The following is a 13720-nucleotide window of genomic DNA, read 5'->3' on the forward strand; positions in this document are numbered from 1 at the left end:
GCGTTACTCTCCCTGGTGGTATCGTGACAGCAGGGCTTGGAAAGCTTCTCCAAACTCAGGATGACGGCGCGCATAGGCGAGTGTGGCTTCAAGGTAACCTAAGGGCTGCCCACAGTCGTAGGTAACCCCTTGCATACGATATGCCTGGACGCCCATCTGTTCTCGTAGTGTTTCCAGCGCATCGGTCAACTGAATTTCACCACCGGCACCGGGCGGTGTTTTTTCTAATATGGAGAAAATATGGCCTGGTAGCGCATAACGGCCTATGACTGCTAAATTCGAGGGTGCAGCATCACGCTTGGGTTTTTCCACCATGCCGGCTAAATCGGCTGACTCGTTTGCAGCGGGCACATCCCCTGCTGGCGCCACGATGCCATATTTTTCCACCTGCTCCCAGGCGACCTCTTCCACCATCAATTGCGCCGTTTGCTGCTGATCATAGGCCGCTAACATACCGGCCAAGTCCGTTGCTGAGTTGGCACTGTTATCGACCAACACATCGGGCAATAGCACCGCAAAAGGTTCATCGTCGCCAAGGATGGGACGGGCACAGAGCACTGCATGGCCTAGCCCTAACGGCACGCCCTGACGAATGCTAATAATGCTGACGTCGTCAGGCACTATATTGCGCAACATTGTCAGAAGCTCATGTTTTCCCTTTTTTTCCAAGCTAGCTTCCAGCTCAGCATGGGTATCGAAGTGATTTTCGATAGCGCTTTTATTGCTACTAGTGACCAGCACAATCTCACGGATACCAGCGGCAATTGCCTCTTCAACGACATACTGGATCACCGGCCTATCGACAATCGTAATCATCTCCTTGGGAATAGCCTTAGACGCTGGCAAGCAGCGGGTACCAAACCCGGCAACAGGAAGTACGGCTTTACGAATCATAGAAGAGGTCCTTTTCATGCGTTCCGACACAGGAGTGGTTAGAATGTCCATAATACTGAAGGCGTGGATGGATACCACCTCGCAACGGCGAACAAGTGGCTACACGTCAATATTTTGCTAAATGTTCAAAAGTTATGGGAGTCACACTATGCAAGCGACACCACAGGATAGCATTGCTCATCACTATCAAGACAATGTCGATGCAGCAGAAGTCGCCAAATTTGAGGCTCTTGCTAGCCGCTGGTGGGATCCGCAGGGTGAATTCAAACCCCTTCATGATATTAATCCCTTACGTCTTGACTTTATTGATGCGCGTGCGGGGCTGGCGGGTAAAAAAGTGCTTGATGTAGGCTGTGGCGGCGGCATTCTAAGCGAGTCAATGGCCCACCGCGGTGCGACGGTAACGGGCATTGATCTCGGTGAAGCGCCATTAGCAGTGGCCCGGTTGCACGCCGAAGAGCGTGGCGTAAAAGTTGATTACCAACATATCAGCGTGGAGGCCATGGCCGCTCAGAAGCCTGGTTTTTACGATGTGGTAACTTGCATGGAAATGCTGGAGCACGTGCCGGATCCTGCCTCCGTCATTCGTGCTTGCAGCGCCCTCGTGCGTCCGGGGGGTTATGTGTTTTTCTCTACGTTAAACCGGACTGCCAAGTCATACGCGTTCGCAATTTTAGGCGCCGAGTATGTGCTTAAACTGCTGCCACGAGGCACGCATAACTATGCAAAATTTATTCGCCCTTCAGAAATGGCGGCTTGGTCTCGCCACAGCGGTTTAGAAGTGCGTGAACAGACGGGACTAACCTACAATCCGCTTACCCGCCACTACCGCTTGGTCAGCCATGATGTCTCGGTCAATTACATGATGTACTGCCGCAAGGTAAGCGATTAAATGACGATGCAAGCACCTCAAGCAATACTTTTCGACCTGGACGGAACGCTGGTAGATACGGCCCCCGATTTGGCAGAAGCGACCAATGCACTGCGTGCTCACCATGGGTTAGCGCCGTTACCCTTTGAGGTAATTCGCCGTCAGGTCTCTAATGGCGGCAGTGCGCTGGTCACGCTGGCGCTGGGCTTAGAGGCCTCTGCTGAGGGACACACTCAAGCACGTCAGTTTTTGCTTGATGCTTATGAGCAAGCCGTAGCGGTAAACAGCCGGGTTTTCTCGCCGCTTGATGTGTGGTTACAAGAGTGGCACGGCGATCAGCGGCCTTGGGGAATTGTTACTAATAAACCGCGCCGCTATACCTTGCCGCTACTAGAAGCTCTGCTGCTGGAACCTGGTGCGCTGCTATGCGCGGATGATCTCAGTGTTAAAAAGCCAGCGCCTGAACCGCTTTGGGAAGCGGCCCGCCGCCTTGGCGTTGATCCCAAGCATTGCTGGTACATCGGTGACCATGTGCGTGATATGGAGGCCGCAGTCGCCGCCGGCATGACTGCCGTCGCGGTTGGCTATGGCTATATCAGCGAAGAGGATGACTACCAACAGTGGCCCGCTGATATTTGGTTTGAAGAGTGTGCGGCGCTGGTAGATGCCCTAGGCGCGTTCAAGCTCTAGGTAAGCATGACGGCGGGCGGGCATCGACGCGATTATACGAACAAGCGGTTACGTGCGAGGTGGCTGGGCATCTAGCTTTTGTCCGCTGGTGCCTGTGCTGTCTGGCCCCATTAGCCACAGGTAAGTCGGCATAATCTCTTCCGGCGTACGCAGGGTGAAAGGATCTTCACCAGGAAACGCCGTCCGCCGCATTTGGGTGCGTGTGGCGCCTGGGTTGAGTGAATTCACCCGAATATGTGACTGATTATTCAGCTCATCAGCCAATACGTCGACAAAGCCTTCAGTGGCAAATTTAGAGACAGAATAAGCACCCCAGTAAGCTCGCCCTTTACGGCCAACGCTAGAGGAAGTGAAAATTACCGAGGCATCTTCAGACTGTTGCAGTAGTGGCAATAACGCTTGGGTCATCCAGATAGGCCCATTGATATTGACCTGCATCACCTGCTGCCATAGCTCAGGGTTATATTGCTCAAAAGGCGTAATGCGACCTAATAGCCCAGCGTTATGCAGCAAACCATCTAACCGGCCAAACTCCTGATCCAGCGTTTCGGCCATATCATGAAAATCTTTTAGGGTAGCGCCTTCAAAATTGAGCGGAAAAATCGCTGGCTGAGGCCCGCCTGCCGCTTCAATTTCATCGTAAACACGCTCTAATTTGGCAATGGTGCGCCCCAATAGAATCACGGTGGCCCCATGCTGGGCATAGCTTAATGCTGCCGCTCGGCCAATCCCGTCTCCTGCGCCGGTTACCAACACGATGCGATTTTCCAATAGGTTGGGCGCTGGTTGATAGTCGATCTTGCAGCTCATGCTGATTCCTTGAAACTTTTCTTAGAAGCGATAAAGAGCAAATTTTAACTTGCTGACTGGCGTAAAAAGTCACTGGCAAGGCCCGCAGCGCTGCTTTGTGGGTAGTCGTCACGCACTCGCTCAAGTAGCTCACGGCTACGTTCTGCTTCGCCTTGACGCGCTTTTACTAAGCCTAACTTATAAATCGCATCAGGTACTTTGCTGCTACCGCTATACTCGTCAATAACGCGGCTAAACGCTTGGTCAGCAGCGTCCAACTCACCTTCAGCCGAATATAACTCACCCAGCCAATAGTGGCCATTGGCCGTTAAACTGGTATCAGGATGATCATTGACAAAGGTTTCAAACGCCGCGATAGCTTCCTCAAAACGGCGTGCTTGAACATGTGCAAAGGCCGCTTGGTAATCGGCTTGCGCCTCTTCACTCACATTGCTAGTAGAAGGCGCGTTAACCACTTCCTCGGCAGCTTCGGGTTCAACCGCTGGGGTTGATTGCTCAATCTGCGTTGGCCCACTGCTCATCAGCCGGTCTTCAATATCGAGATACTGCTGCTGTGATTGACGACGCAGTTGCTCTAACTGGTGACGCAACTCTTCAATCTGACCGCGCAGTTGCTGGATTTCCTGCTGATGCTCCTGTACCTGGTTAAATAACACCAGATTACCGCTGGAGGCTTCCTGACGCTGCGTCTGCTGATAGAAGCTACTGCTGGAAGCGTCAGAGTTGGAAAGATCTTGGACGAGCGGCTGTTGAGCGACGGCCATTAAAGGCAATACGGACAGCGGGAGCGCTAAGGCTCCCGCACCGCACAGCCTCTCAACGTAACGCTTGAGACTGTGATTCATGATGACTCCGTAGACGTAAACGGCGTGCGATAAGCCGCACGCCGAATTCATCAGTGGTTAAGCATTCAATCGTTAAATGCTCAATAGTTAAATACAACACGACGGTTCTGCGAGTAGGCGCTCTCGTCTTGGCCATTAACGGCCGGACGCTCTTCACCATAGCTAACAACGCTCATTTGTGAAGGAGAGACGCCCTGAATGTTTAGGAAGCGCTCTACAGCATTAGCACGACGCTCACCCAGCGCCATGTTGTATTCACGAGTGCCGCGCTCATCCGTATGCCCGTGTAGAACCACCTGAGCACTCGGGTTGGCACGCAAGTAACGTGCATGCGACATTACGACAGACTCATATTCGCTCTTGATCGTATCGCGGTCGTAATCGAAATAGATGGTGCGTACTTCTGGAATGCGCGAATCAGCTTGCTGGCCTGCATTAGCACCAGAACCTGAACCAGAGGAAGAACCATATTGACTACCCGTACCTGTACCAGAGGTGCTGGAACCGGTAGTGCTGCCATCCTGGCTACCGTACGAGTCACCGTCCTGGGTTCCGCCGGTGCTGGAACAGCCAGCGATTACCACGATAGATAGCGCTGCTGCTAATGAGCGAGCCAACGGTTTAAGTTGCATAATCAGACTCCTTGCCTGAAAACTAAAAATTTCGATATTAATCAATGATGTTGATCAATTTAAGAAGGGTGACCAAGCTGGGTCACGTACATCGCCTTGTGCTGATGGCAGTCTAAAAGATGAGCGGCCATCGGCAGAAACAGCACTTAGCACCCCACTATTACCCTGTTGGGTAGCGAAGATTACCATGGTCCCGTTCGGCGCAACACTAGGAGATTCATCTCTTGTTGATTCACTTAATATTACTAAGCGGTCGCCGCTCAAATCTTGTCTTGCCACTTGATAACCGCGGCTAGAGCGGTGGATCAAGAATATCTGTTCGCCGTCTGGAGAGAAGCGCCCACGGGCGTTGTAATTACCTGTAAACGTCAAGCGTTCGGCTTCGCCACCGCCCATCGAGTACTGGTAAAGCTGGGGGCCACCACTGCGATCAGAGGTAAACAGCAAGCTACGACCATCAGGTGCCCAAGCGGGCTCAGTGTCAATGCTGTTGTTATTGGTAATACGCTCTACGGAGCGGTTAGCCACATCCATGGTATAAATTTCTGGCTGGCCGTCTTTGGAGAGAGACATCGCGATACGGCGGCCATCTGGTGACCAGGCTGGCGCGCCATTGATACCATCAAATGACGTTGCTTTTATCCGCTGGCCCGTTGCTACATCCTGAATGTAGATAGCTGGGCGCTCAGTTTCAAACGAGACATAAGCAAGCTTAGTGCCATCCGGTGACCATGCGGGCGACATAATGGGTTCGTCAGAGGTCAATACCTGTTCACTGCGACGTCCATCGGCGTCGGCAACGTACAGGCCGAACTGCATATTGTCTCCAATACCTTGTGCGGTGACATAGGCAATTTTAGTTGAAAACGCACCACGAATATCAGTAATCGCTTCAAAGATTTGGTCACTGATATAGTGAGCGGCGCCGCGCAGGTCATTGCCTCTCACCGTCACGGTTTCACCAATCATCCGCCGCTGACCGCTAATATCCATGAGCTCAAACTGTATTTCAAAACCGCCGTTGGTCTGTTCTGCGCTACCTACGACTAAGTAACGTACGTCTAATGAACGCCAAGTATCGAATTGAACATCGTCAGATTGATTGGGCTGTTCAAACATCGCGCTACGCTCTAGCGGATCAAAATAGCCACTACGCTCAAGGTCATCTTGGACAATCTGCGCAACATCTTCGGGCATTCCGTCTGAACCTGCGAACGGTACTACGCCGATAGGCAGCGCTTGATCGCTACCTCGCGTGATTTCAATGGTTAAATTGGCACTCGCTACACTGCTGACTAGCAGCAGCACACAGAACAACCACACTTTGCTCAAGCTTTGCATCAGCGAACATCCCCCGGGGTAAATCGCAGATTAAACTGACGTAAATTACGCTGCTGATCGGCTGGCAAATCTCTCAATTCACCAAACGGTGCAGCATGTTCCACGGCCTGCATCACAGACCGGTCAAAAGCACTATCGCCGCTGGATGTCACGATCGATGTTGCCAATACTTCTCCAGACGGTCCTAGCCTCACTTGTAGGGTAGCACTCATCGAATCACTTGCACCGGCAGGAATCAACCACGCCTGCTCAACAGCGCGACGGACAATATTGATAAAGCTATTGGCTGCCTGCTCAGCCTGCTGAGCATTGGCCGCGGCTTCTGCCTCACCCGCCAGCTGTCGTTGCATGGCCTCCTCTGCTGCTTCTGCGGCTTGGCGTTGGCGCTCCGCTTCGGCTTCGCGGCGCTGCTGCTCTTCCGCTTCGCGTTGACGCTGAGCTTCTGCCTCGCGCTCTCGTTGAGCCGCCTCCTCTTCACGAAGACGCTCTTCTTCTGCTTCACGTTGACGCTCGGCTTCTGCTTCTTCCTGGCGCTGTTGTTCTGCCGCTTCACGCTCACGCTCACGTTCGGCTTCTTCCGCTTCGCGGCGCTGCTGTTCCTCTGCTTCACGCTGGCGTTCAGCTTCGGCCTCTTCCTGGCGTTGCTGCTCGGCAGCCTCTTGCTGGCGGCGCGCCTCTTCGACTTCACGTTGACGCTCAGCAGCGGCTTCCGCCTCGGCCTCACGTTCGGCAGCTTCAGCGGCTTGTTGCTCAGCCTGCTCTGCCACTTCTTGAGCCCGGCGCGCTGCCTCTGCTTCAGCTGCCTCGCGCGCGGCTTCTAATGCTTGCGCTTCCTCTTCGGCTGCCTGCTGGGCAGCTTCTGCTTCGGCCGCTTGCTGTTCGGCAGCGGCTTGCTGTTCACTGGCCGACGGCTCTTCTGGTGCATCGGGCTCAGTAGGCGCTTCAGCCGGTGCATTCATCGCCGCTTGTTGTTCCGTTGCCTGCTGAGCCTGATCGGTAAACGTTTCCGTACTCACCAGCGTCGCCTGAACAATCGAAGAGCTATCGGGCTCCGCGTTGCGGGTCGGCAAACTGATTAAGCTAAACACGACAATCGCAACGTGCACGGCTATCGCCAGAACAGTCGGCCACTTATAGCCGACATCTTGAGGATCACGTGGTGAATTTACTGCCATGTGCGCGCTGCCCTTACCCATCTTGCGGCGGCTCAGAAAGCAGCCCCACGTTAGCCACACCAGCGCCTTGTAACGTGCTCATCAAGACAACAATTTGTCCATAGGCCACATTGCGGTCACCACGCACCATTACTGGCGTGCCGGGGCGTCGCTCTAAGATCGTGGTTACCCGCGCGGCCATCTCGTCCAGCGAGACTGAGTTGGAGTCTTCCCCCAACGTGATGAAATACGCACCCTCGCTATCAACCGAAATGACAATGGGGTCATTATCTTCCTGCGTCTCTATAGGTTGAGAGGTGACTTGTGGCAATTCAACTTGTACGCCCTGGGTTAACATGGGCGCCGTAATCATAAACACAACGAGTAGTACCAGCATGACGTCAATGAAAGGGACCACATTGATCTCCGCCATTGGTTTGCCTTTACCACTGCGATTGAAAGGTCCTTGCATGGCTGTCTCCCTTAACCCGCGCTTGGCTTGCCATCACGACCTTGTAAATTACGGTGCAGGATAGCGTGGAACTCCTCGGCAAAATCTTCATATTTGCCGAGTAAGCGAGAAGATGTATTGGACAGTCGATTATAAAAAATCACCGCTGGGATAGCCGCAAACAGACCCATAGCCGTTGCGATCAATGCTTCCGCAATCCAGGGAGCAACCGTTGCGAGCGTCGCTTGTTGGGTCAGTGACAGTGCTTGGAATGACCCCATGATGCCCCATACGGTACCGAAAAGACCGATATAGGGGCTGGCAGAAGCAACCGTCGCCAGAAACACCAGATGTTGGGTTAGACGATCTTCTTCACGCGACCAGGCAACGCGCATGCTGCGTTGCACGCCTTCCAATACGGTATCTGCATCCCGGGTTTTAGGCATTAAGCGGTTAAACTCGCGAAACCCTGCTTGAAAAATATGCTCGGCACCATGGCGTGGATCATCAGCGGGAATTTCACGGTAGAGTTCATTTAAGTCGACACCCGACCAAAAAGACTCCTCAAACTGGTTGTACTCTTGCTTGGCACGACGCATTGCAATACTACGCTGGAAAATCACCACCCAAGAGAGGATCGACCCCACCAACAGTAGCAACATAACCAGCTGCACCACGGTGCTGGCATTCATTATTAAGTGGGGAATGGACATGGTGTTATCGTTCACAGGTGCCCTCATCAATCTATTAGGGTCGGTATTGCCGACGCAGTGAATGACCTCTTGGTTAAGAGGCCCGTATCAAACTATTAAGCGATTCTGGCCATGCTTTAGGTCGCATATGCTCGACGCTCAAGCAGGCTATCTCGACTGTCGCTGAGCAGAGGAGTTCCTCATTACGCCAAACTTGCTGTTCAAATGTCATTCGACAGCGCCCAATGTCGGTGACATGAGTACTAATCTCCAGCATGTCATCGAGGCAAGCCGGTTTAGCATAGTGACAGGCCAAGCGGTATACCACTAGCTGTGTGCCTTCGTCTAGCAGCGTTTGCTGATTTAGCTCCAATTGGCGCAGCCATTCGCTACGCGCCCGCTCCATAAACTTCAAGTAGTTAACGTAGTAGACAATGCCGCCTGCGTCAGTATCTTCCATATAAACACGCAGCGGCAGACGATAACGATTGTTAGCCAAATCACTCACGGACGGCGCTCCCCTTCCATGTCGGTCGCCTGCTCGTGGGGCACACGTTCAAAGTGCAGCCACGCCTGACGAGTGACGACGCGCCCGCGTGGCGTGCGCATTATCAAGCCCTGCTGAATCAGATAGGGCTCAATGACATCCTCGATCGTATCGCGCTCTTCACTGATAGCAGCTGATAGCGAATCAATCCCCACCGGCCCACCATCGAATTTATCGATCATGGCCAGCAGTAACCGCCTATCCATATGGTCCAGGCCGTGGTGATCAACATTGAGCATATTGAGTGCGGCATCGGCCATGGCGACATCCACAACGCCGTTACCTTTCATCTCTGCGTAATCACGTACACGCCGTAGCAGCCGGTTAGCGATTCGCGGCGTTCCACGCGAGCGGCGGGCAACTTCAATCGCCCCTTCTTGGCTGGTTTCTACACCCAGCAATCGCGCTGAGCGAGAAACAATTTCGGTCAGCTCTTCGAGGTTATAAAACTCGAGCCGCTGGACGATCCCAAACCGGTCACGAAGCGGAGAGGTCAATAAACCGGCCCGGGTGGTTGCCCCCACCAGCGTAAAGCGGGGAAGATCCAGCTTAATAGAACGTGCCGCGGGCCCTTCGCCAATCATAATATCCAGTTGGAAATCTTCCATGGCGGGGTAAAGCACTTCCTCGACCACCGGCGACAAACGGTGAATTTCATCGATAAAAAGCACATCGCCAGGCTCAAGATTGGTCAGCATGGCAGCGAGATCCCCCGCCCGCTCCAACACCGGGCCAGAGGTCGACTTCATTCCGACCCCCATCTCGGTGGCAATAATATGCGCGAGTGTCGTTTTACCTAACCCAGGCGGACCAAATACCAACGTGTGGTCCAGGCTCTCTTCACGCAGCCGTGCAGCGCCAATAAAGATTTCCAACTGCTCGCGGACACGCGGCTGGCCAATATAGTCATCCAGCCGCTTAGGGCGAATTGCATAATCAATACGCACCTCCCCCTGTTCGGGCTCAGCGGCGATCAGCCGATCGTGTTCTAGCATAAGTGCTCTTCTTAATAACGATTACAAAATGACAGTGTCGAATTGACGTTTTCTAATGCGAGCTCGCTTAGCCACTCATGCGTTGGGTGAGCGCGGCTTTAATCAGTGCCTCAGTGGACTGATTAGGGTCAATGTCGGCAAGCATTTTCGATGCCTCAGTCAGCTTGTACCCCAAGCTTACTAAGGCGGCTTCTGCATCGGCAAGGCTATCACGGGCGGATGCTCGGCCATTAGTTGCCTCTAGAAGCAGTAGTGCGTTACTGCCATCTTCCCATTCGGGGAAGCGGTCACGCATTTCGATAATCAGCCGCTCGGCGGTTTTCTTGCCCACCCCCGGAAGTGTTGTCAGCGCCTTGCTGTCATCATCACGCACACAGCGCATAAAGGCGTCTTCATCCATACCTGATAAAATCGCTAACGCCAGCTTGGGCCCCACCCCATTGACTTTGATCAGCGCGCGGAAAAGCGCTCGTTCATGCTCTCTACCAAACCCATATAACAAATGGGCATCGTCACGAATTGTTAGATGAGTAAATAATGAAACGCTTTCACCGACGGCAGGCAGTGCTACCAGCGTATTCATCGAGGTTTCCAGCTCATAGCCTACACCATGAACGTCGATCACAATCCAGGGAGGTTGCTTTGCCAGTAACTGGCCACTTAGACGTCCAATCATAAAGTCGCTCGCACAGGTGTTGAAATAATAAAACAAGAGGGTGAAAACAGACATTTACTATAAAGCGACTCTGTACAGGTGACCAGTAGTTCAGCCACACGCAGAGCAACCGCTACAGCCGCCAGCGACCGGTAGAGCGACGACGGGCCCGTGTTGGCGCGGCGGGTAGGCCATGGCTGCTAAAGACAGAACCACTAAAGGCATGCGTTAATGCAATTGCTAGCGCATCCGCCGCATCAGCCTGGGGAGTAGCGGAAAGCTGCAAAATAGCGGTCACCATATGCTGGACTTGCTCTTTGTCCGCGCCGCCCTGGCCTGTCACCGCCTGTTTAATCTGCCGCGCGGCGTATTCGGCAAGGCTCAATCCATGATTGGCCATGCAGACAAGCGCCGCACCCCGCGCCTGGCCTAGCTTGAGCGCCGAATCAGGGTTTTTGGCCATAAACACGCGCTCAATAGCCACTTGGTTGGGCCGATGCAACCCGACGACTTCGCTAAGACCGGCATAAATCTGTGCCAGCCGTTGTTCTAGCGCCCCTTCCGCCGTGCGAATACAACCACTTGCCACGTAGCAGGGCTTCACACCGACCACGTCAATTACCCCATACCCTGTCACGCGTGACCCTGGGTCAATACCCAGGATACGGACAGGATTAGCAGGCTTTTTCTCATCCATGTCGTCGAAACTCGTTGGGGCTTTATACAAAAACACCGACGCCGGGGCGTCGGTGTTAGGCACTTAACCAGCCACGTTATTCGGTGGCTGCTTCCGGCTTGGCCTTCTGGCGTAGACGGATGTTTAAATCTTTTAACTGTTCAGGACTGACTTCGCCTGGGGCATTCGTCATTAAGCAAGCAGCGCTTTGGGTTTTCGGGAAGGCGATGACTTCACGAATAGTCTTAGCACCCACCATCAGCATGACGAGGCGGTCCAAACCAAAGGCTAAGCCACCATGAGGCGGCGCGCCGTACTGAAGCGCATCCAGCAAGAAGCCAAATTTTTCTTGAGCTTCTTCTTCACCTATGCCGAGGATCTCGAACACAGTGCTCTGCATGGTTTGGTCGTGGATACGAATAGAGCCGCCGCCCAATTCGGTACCGTTGAGCACCATATCGTAAGCGCGCGAAAGTGCGCTCGCTGGGTCGGCCTTTAGCTCTTCCGGGCTGCAAGAAGGCGCGGTAAAGGGGTGGTGAAGCGGGCTAAGGCGGCCATTGTCGTCAGCTTCAAACATTGGGAAGTCGACGACCCACAGCGGTGCCCATTCCTGAGTGTAGAGCTCAAGGTCAGCGCCCAGCTTGACGCGCAGCGCGCCAATGGCTTCGTTGACGATACGGGTCTTATCCGCACCAAAGAAGATGATATCGCCATCTTCAGCGCCTACCCGATCGAGCAACTCTTCAACGATATTTTCCATGAACTTAACGATCGGCGACTGCAGACCGTCAAGCCCTTTAGCGCGCTCGTTGACCTTGATCCACGCCAAACCCTTGGCACCGTAGATGCCGACAAACTTGGTGTATTCGTCGATCTCTTTACGCGACAGCTTAGCGCCACCGGGTACTTTCAGCGCCGCGACACGACCATCATCAGCGCTGGCGGGGCCAGAGAAGACTTTAAAATCGACTTGCTGCATCAGGTCGTCGACATTGGTCAATTCTAGCGGAATACGTAGATCCGGCTTATCAGAGCCGAAACGATCCATCGCTTCCTGCCAGGTCATACGCGGGAATTCAGGCAATTCAGCGTTAAGCACATCTTGGAACAGTTGACGAATCATGGATTCAGTAATGCCCATGATGTCGTTCTCTTCCACGAACGACGCTTCAATATCAATCTGAGTGAACTCAGGCTGACGGTCGGCGCGCAGATCTTCATCGCGGAAGCACTTGGCGATTTGGTAATAGCGGTCAAAACCGGCCACCATCAACAGCTGCTTAAAGAGCTGTGGTGACTGGGGAAGCGCAAAGAAACTTCCCGCGTGAGTGCGGCTTGGCACTAGGTAATCGCGGGCCCCTTCAGGCGTGGCACGCGTGAGTACCGGCGTTTCGATATCCAGGAAGCCCTGGCTTTCAAGATAAGCACGTACGTTGTGAGAAATGCTTGAACGCAAGCGCAGCTTCTCAATCATATCCGGGCGGCGAAGGTCGATATAACGGTGCTTTAAGCGCACCTCTTCGCCTACCTTGCCATGCTCATCCAGTTGGAAAGGCGGTGTAATCGCAGTGTTAAGTACTTCGACCTCTTTCGCCAATATTTCAATCATGCCTGTGGGCATGGTGGCGTTTTGAGTACCTTCAGGGCGCAGCCGAACACGTCCAGTGATACGCAGGACATACTCACTGCGGGCACGGTCGGCAGTGGCGAACGCCTCGGCGGTATCAGGGTCGACCACGAACTGAGCGATGCCATCGCGATCGCGCATGTCGAGGAAAATGACCCCACCGTGGTCGCGGCGGCGATGAACCCATCCGCATACCGTAACCGTTTGATCCACCAAAGTTTCGTTTAGCTGGCCGCAATAATGGCTGCGCATGTCAAATCCTGTTCTGTTACGTGGCAATTAATGTGTCGCGGGCGTCCCCGACCCTGACTGCCGCAGTTATGCTGCGGCGCCTTTGTCACTGGGAGTAACGCTCTTGGGAGTAGCACTGGAATCACTTGATTTAGCGGTCTCTGTGGATGCAGTTTTACCATCAGCAACCAGATTCTTTTTGCTACCCGTTTTGAAATCGGTTTCGTACCAACCGCCGCCGGCCAAGCGGAAACCCGCGGCCGAGACCAGCCGTTCCAAGCCATCGCTTTGGCATGTAGGGCAATCCTTCAACGGATCGGCACTAATTTTTTGCAATTTTTCCAGGCGATGGCCACAGGCCTTGCACTCATATTCATAGATGGGCATGTTATTGGCTCCTAAAAAGCTCAACCCTGACAGATTCAGTACTGACAGACCTAGTCCGGTAAGACCAAGTGCTGAAAGAAAAGAACAGTGGCGAACACAAACGCTGCCAAGCTGCCAATATGTGGCCAGTCGGGATAAATTCCAAGGCTGCGGTTGATAAGCGCCGCCATTATACCCTTTTGTGACCCCTGCCGAGCAAGGTTATGCAGCCTTCGGCAGTTA

16 protein-coding genes are annotated in these 13720 nt (G+C 53.6%); 2 read left to right on the forward strand and 14 right to left on the reverse strand.

Annotated features, from left to right (window positions below; all coding sequences use genetic code 11):
* Positions 1–3: 3 nt before the first annotated feature.
* Positions 4–894 (reverse strand): UTP--glucose-1-phosphate uridylyltransferase GalU, encoded by an 891-nt coding sequence (galU, locus tag V8L71_RS02065; RefSeq protein WP_336273082.1) that lies wholly within the window; start codon positions 892–894, stop codon positions 4–6.
* 148 nt (positions 895–1042) lie between these two features.
* Between galU and ubiG the strand changes: the two genes are divergently transcribed.
* Positions 1043–1786: a bifunctional 2-polyprenyl-6-hydroxyphenol methylase/3-demethylubiquinol 3-O-methyltransferase UbiG gene (ubiG, locus tag V8L71_RS02070; protein WP_336273083.1), complete on the forward strand. Its 744-nt coding sequence runs from the start codon at positions 1043–1045 to the stop codon at positions 1784–1786.
* Positions 1787–2455: an HAD-IA family hydrolase gene (locus V8L71_RS02075; protein ID WP_336273084.1), complete on the forward strand. Its 669-nt coding sequence runs from the start codon at positions 1787–1789 to the stop codon at positions 2453–2455.
* 48 nt (positions 2456–2503) lie between these two features.
* On the opposite strand, the gene V8L71_RS02080 is transcribed toward V8L71_RS02075, so the two are convergent.
* The 13 genes from V8L71_RS02080 to V8L71_RS02140 form a co-directional block, all read right to left on the reverse strand.
* A complete protein-coding gene (locus V8L71_RS02080; RefSeq protein ID WP_336273085.1) occupies positions 2504–3265 on the reverse strand; it encodes a YciK family oxidoreductase in 762 nt (253 codons plus the stop codon).
* A gap of 44 nt (positions 3266–3309) precedes the next feature.
* Positions 3310–4110 (reverse strand): tol-pal system protein YbgF, encoded by an 801-nt coding sequence (gene ybgF / locus V8L71_RS02085; RefSeq protein WP_336273086.1) that lies wholly within the window; start codon positions 4108–4110, stop codon positions 3310–3312.
* Positions 4111–4190: 80 nt separating this feature from the next.
* Positions 4191–4742 carry a peptidoglycan-associated lipoprotein Pal gene (pal, locus tag V8L71_RS02090; protein WP_336273087.1) on the reverse strand — a complete coding sequence of 184 codons (552 nt, stop codon included), beginning with the start codon at positions 4740–4742 and terminating at the stop codon, positions 4191–4193.
* 54 nt (positions 4743–4796) lie between these two features.
* Positions 4797–6083 (reverse strand): Tol-Pal system beta propeller repeat protein TolB, encoded by a 1287-nt coding sequence (gene tolB, locus V8L71_RS02095; RefSeq protein ID WP_336273088.1) that lies wholly within the window; start codon positions 6081–6083, stop codon positions 4797–4799.
* Positions 6083–7258 (reverse strand): cell envelope integrity protein TolA, encoded by a 1176-nt coding sequence (gene tolA / locus V8L71_RS02100; protein WP_336273089.1) that lies wholly within the window; start codon positions 7256–7258, stop codon positions 6083–6085. Before tolA ends, tolB begins: the two co-directional genes overlap by 1 nt.
* Positions 7259–7271: 13 nt before the next feature.
* Positions 7272–7709, reverse strand: a complete 438-nt coding sequence (gene tolR, locus V8L71_RS02105) for a protein TolR (protein WP_176302112.1) — start codon at positions 7707–7709, stop codon at positions 7272–7274.
* 11 nt (positions 7710–7720) lie between these two features.
* Positions 7721–8416: a protein TolQ gene (gene tolQ, locus V8L71_RS02110; RefSeq protein WP_176302111.1), complete on the reverse strand. Its 696-nt coding sequence runs from the start codon at positions 8414–8416 to the stop codon at positions 7721–7723.
* Between the two features lie 58 nt (positions 8417–8474).
* Positions 8475–8888, reverse strand: a complete 414-nt coding sequence (gene ybgC / locus V8L71_RS02115; RefSeq protein WP_336273090.1) for a tol-pal system-associated acyl-CoA thioesterase — start codon at positions 8886–8888, stop codon at positions 8475–8477.
* Positions 8885–9922 carry a Holliday junction branch migration DNA helicase RuvB gene (gene ruvB, locus V8L71_RS02120; protein ID WP_176302109.1) on the reverse strand — a complete coding sequence of 346 codons (1038 nt, stop codon included), beginning with the start codon at positions 9920–9922 and terminating at the stop codon, positions 8885–8887. Before ruvB ends, ybgC begins: the two co-directional genes overlap by 4 nt.
* A gap of 67 nt (positions 9923–9989) precedes the next feature.
* On the reverse strand, positions 9990–10598 hold the full coding sequence (gene ruvA, locus V8L71_RS02125) for a Holliday junction branch migration protein RuvA (protein ID WP_336273091.1): 609 nt from the start codon (positions 10596–10598) through the stop codon (positions 9990–9992).
* Positions 10599–10710: 112 nt separating this feature from the next.
* A complete protein-coding gene (ruvC, locus tag V8L71_RS02130; RefSeq protein ID WP_101147268.1) occupies positions 10711–11274 on the reverse strand; it encodes a crossover junction endodeoxyribonuclease RuvC in 564 nt (187 codons plus the stop codon).
* A 76-nt stretch (positions 11275–11350) separates the two neighbouring features.
* Positions 11351–13132: an aspartate--tRNA ligase gene (gene aspS, locus V8L71_RS02135; protein ID WP_336273092.1), complete on the reverse strand. Its 1782-nt coding sequence runs from the start codon at positions 13130–13132 to the stop codon at positions 11351–11353.
* Positions 13133–13198: 66 nt separating this feature from the next.
* Entirely contained in the window at positions 13199–13498 is a 300-nt protein-coding gene (locus V8L71_RS02140) for an FmdB family zinc ribbon protein (protein WP_008957987.1), read from the reverse strand.
* Positions 13499–13720 lie beyond the last annotated feature (222 nt).

This window comes from Vreelandella indica (assembly GCF_037070225.1).
GTDB lineage: Bacteria > Pseudomonadota > Gammaproteobacteria > Pseudomonadales > Halomonadaceae > Vreelandella > Vreelandella arctica.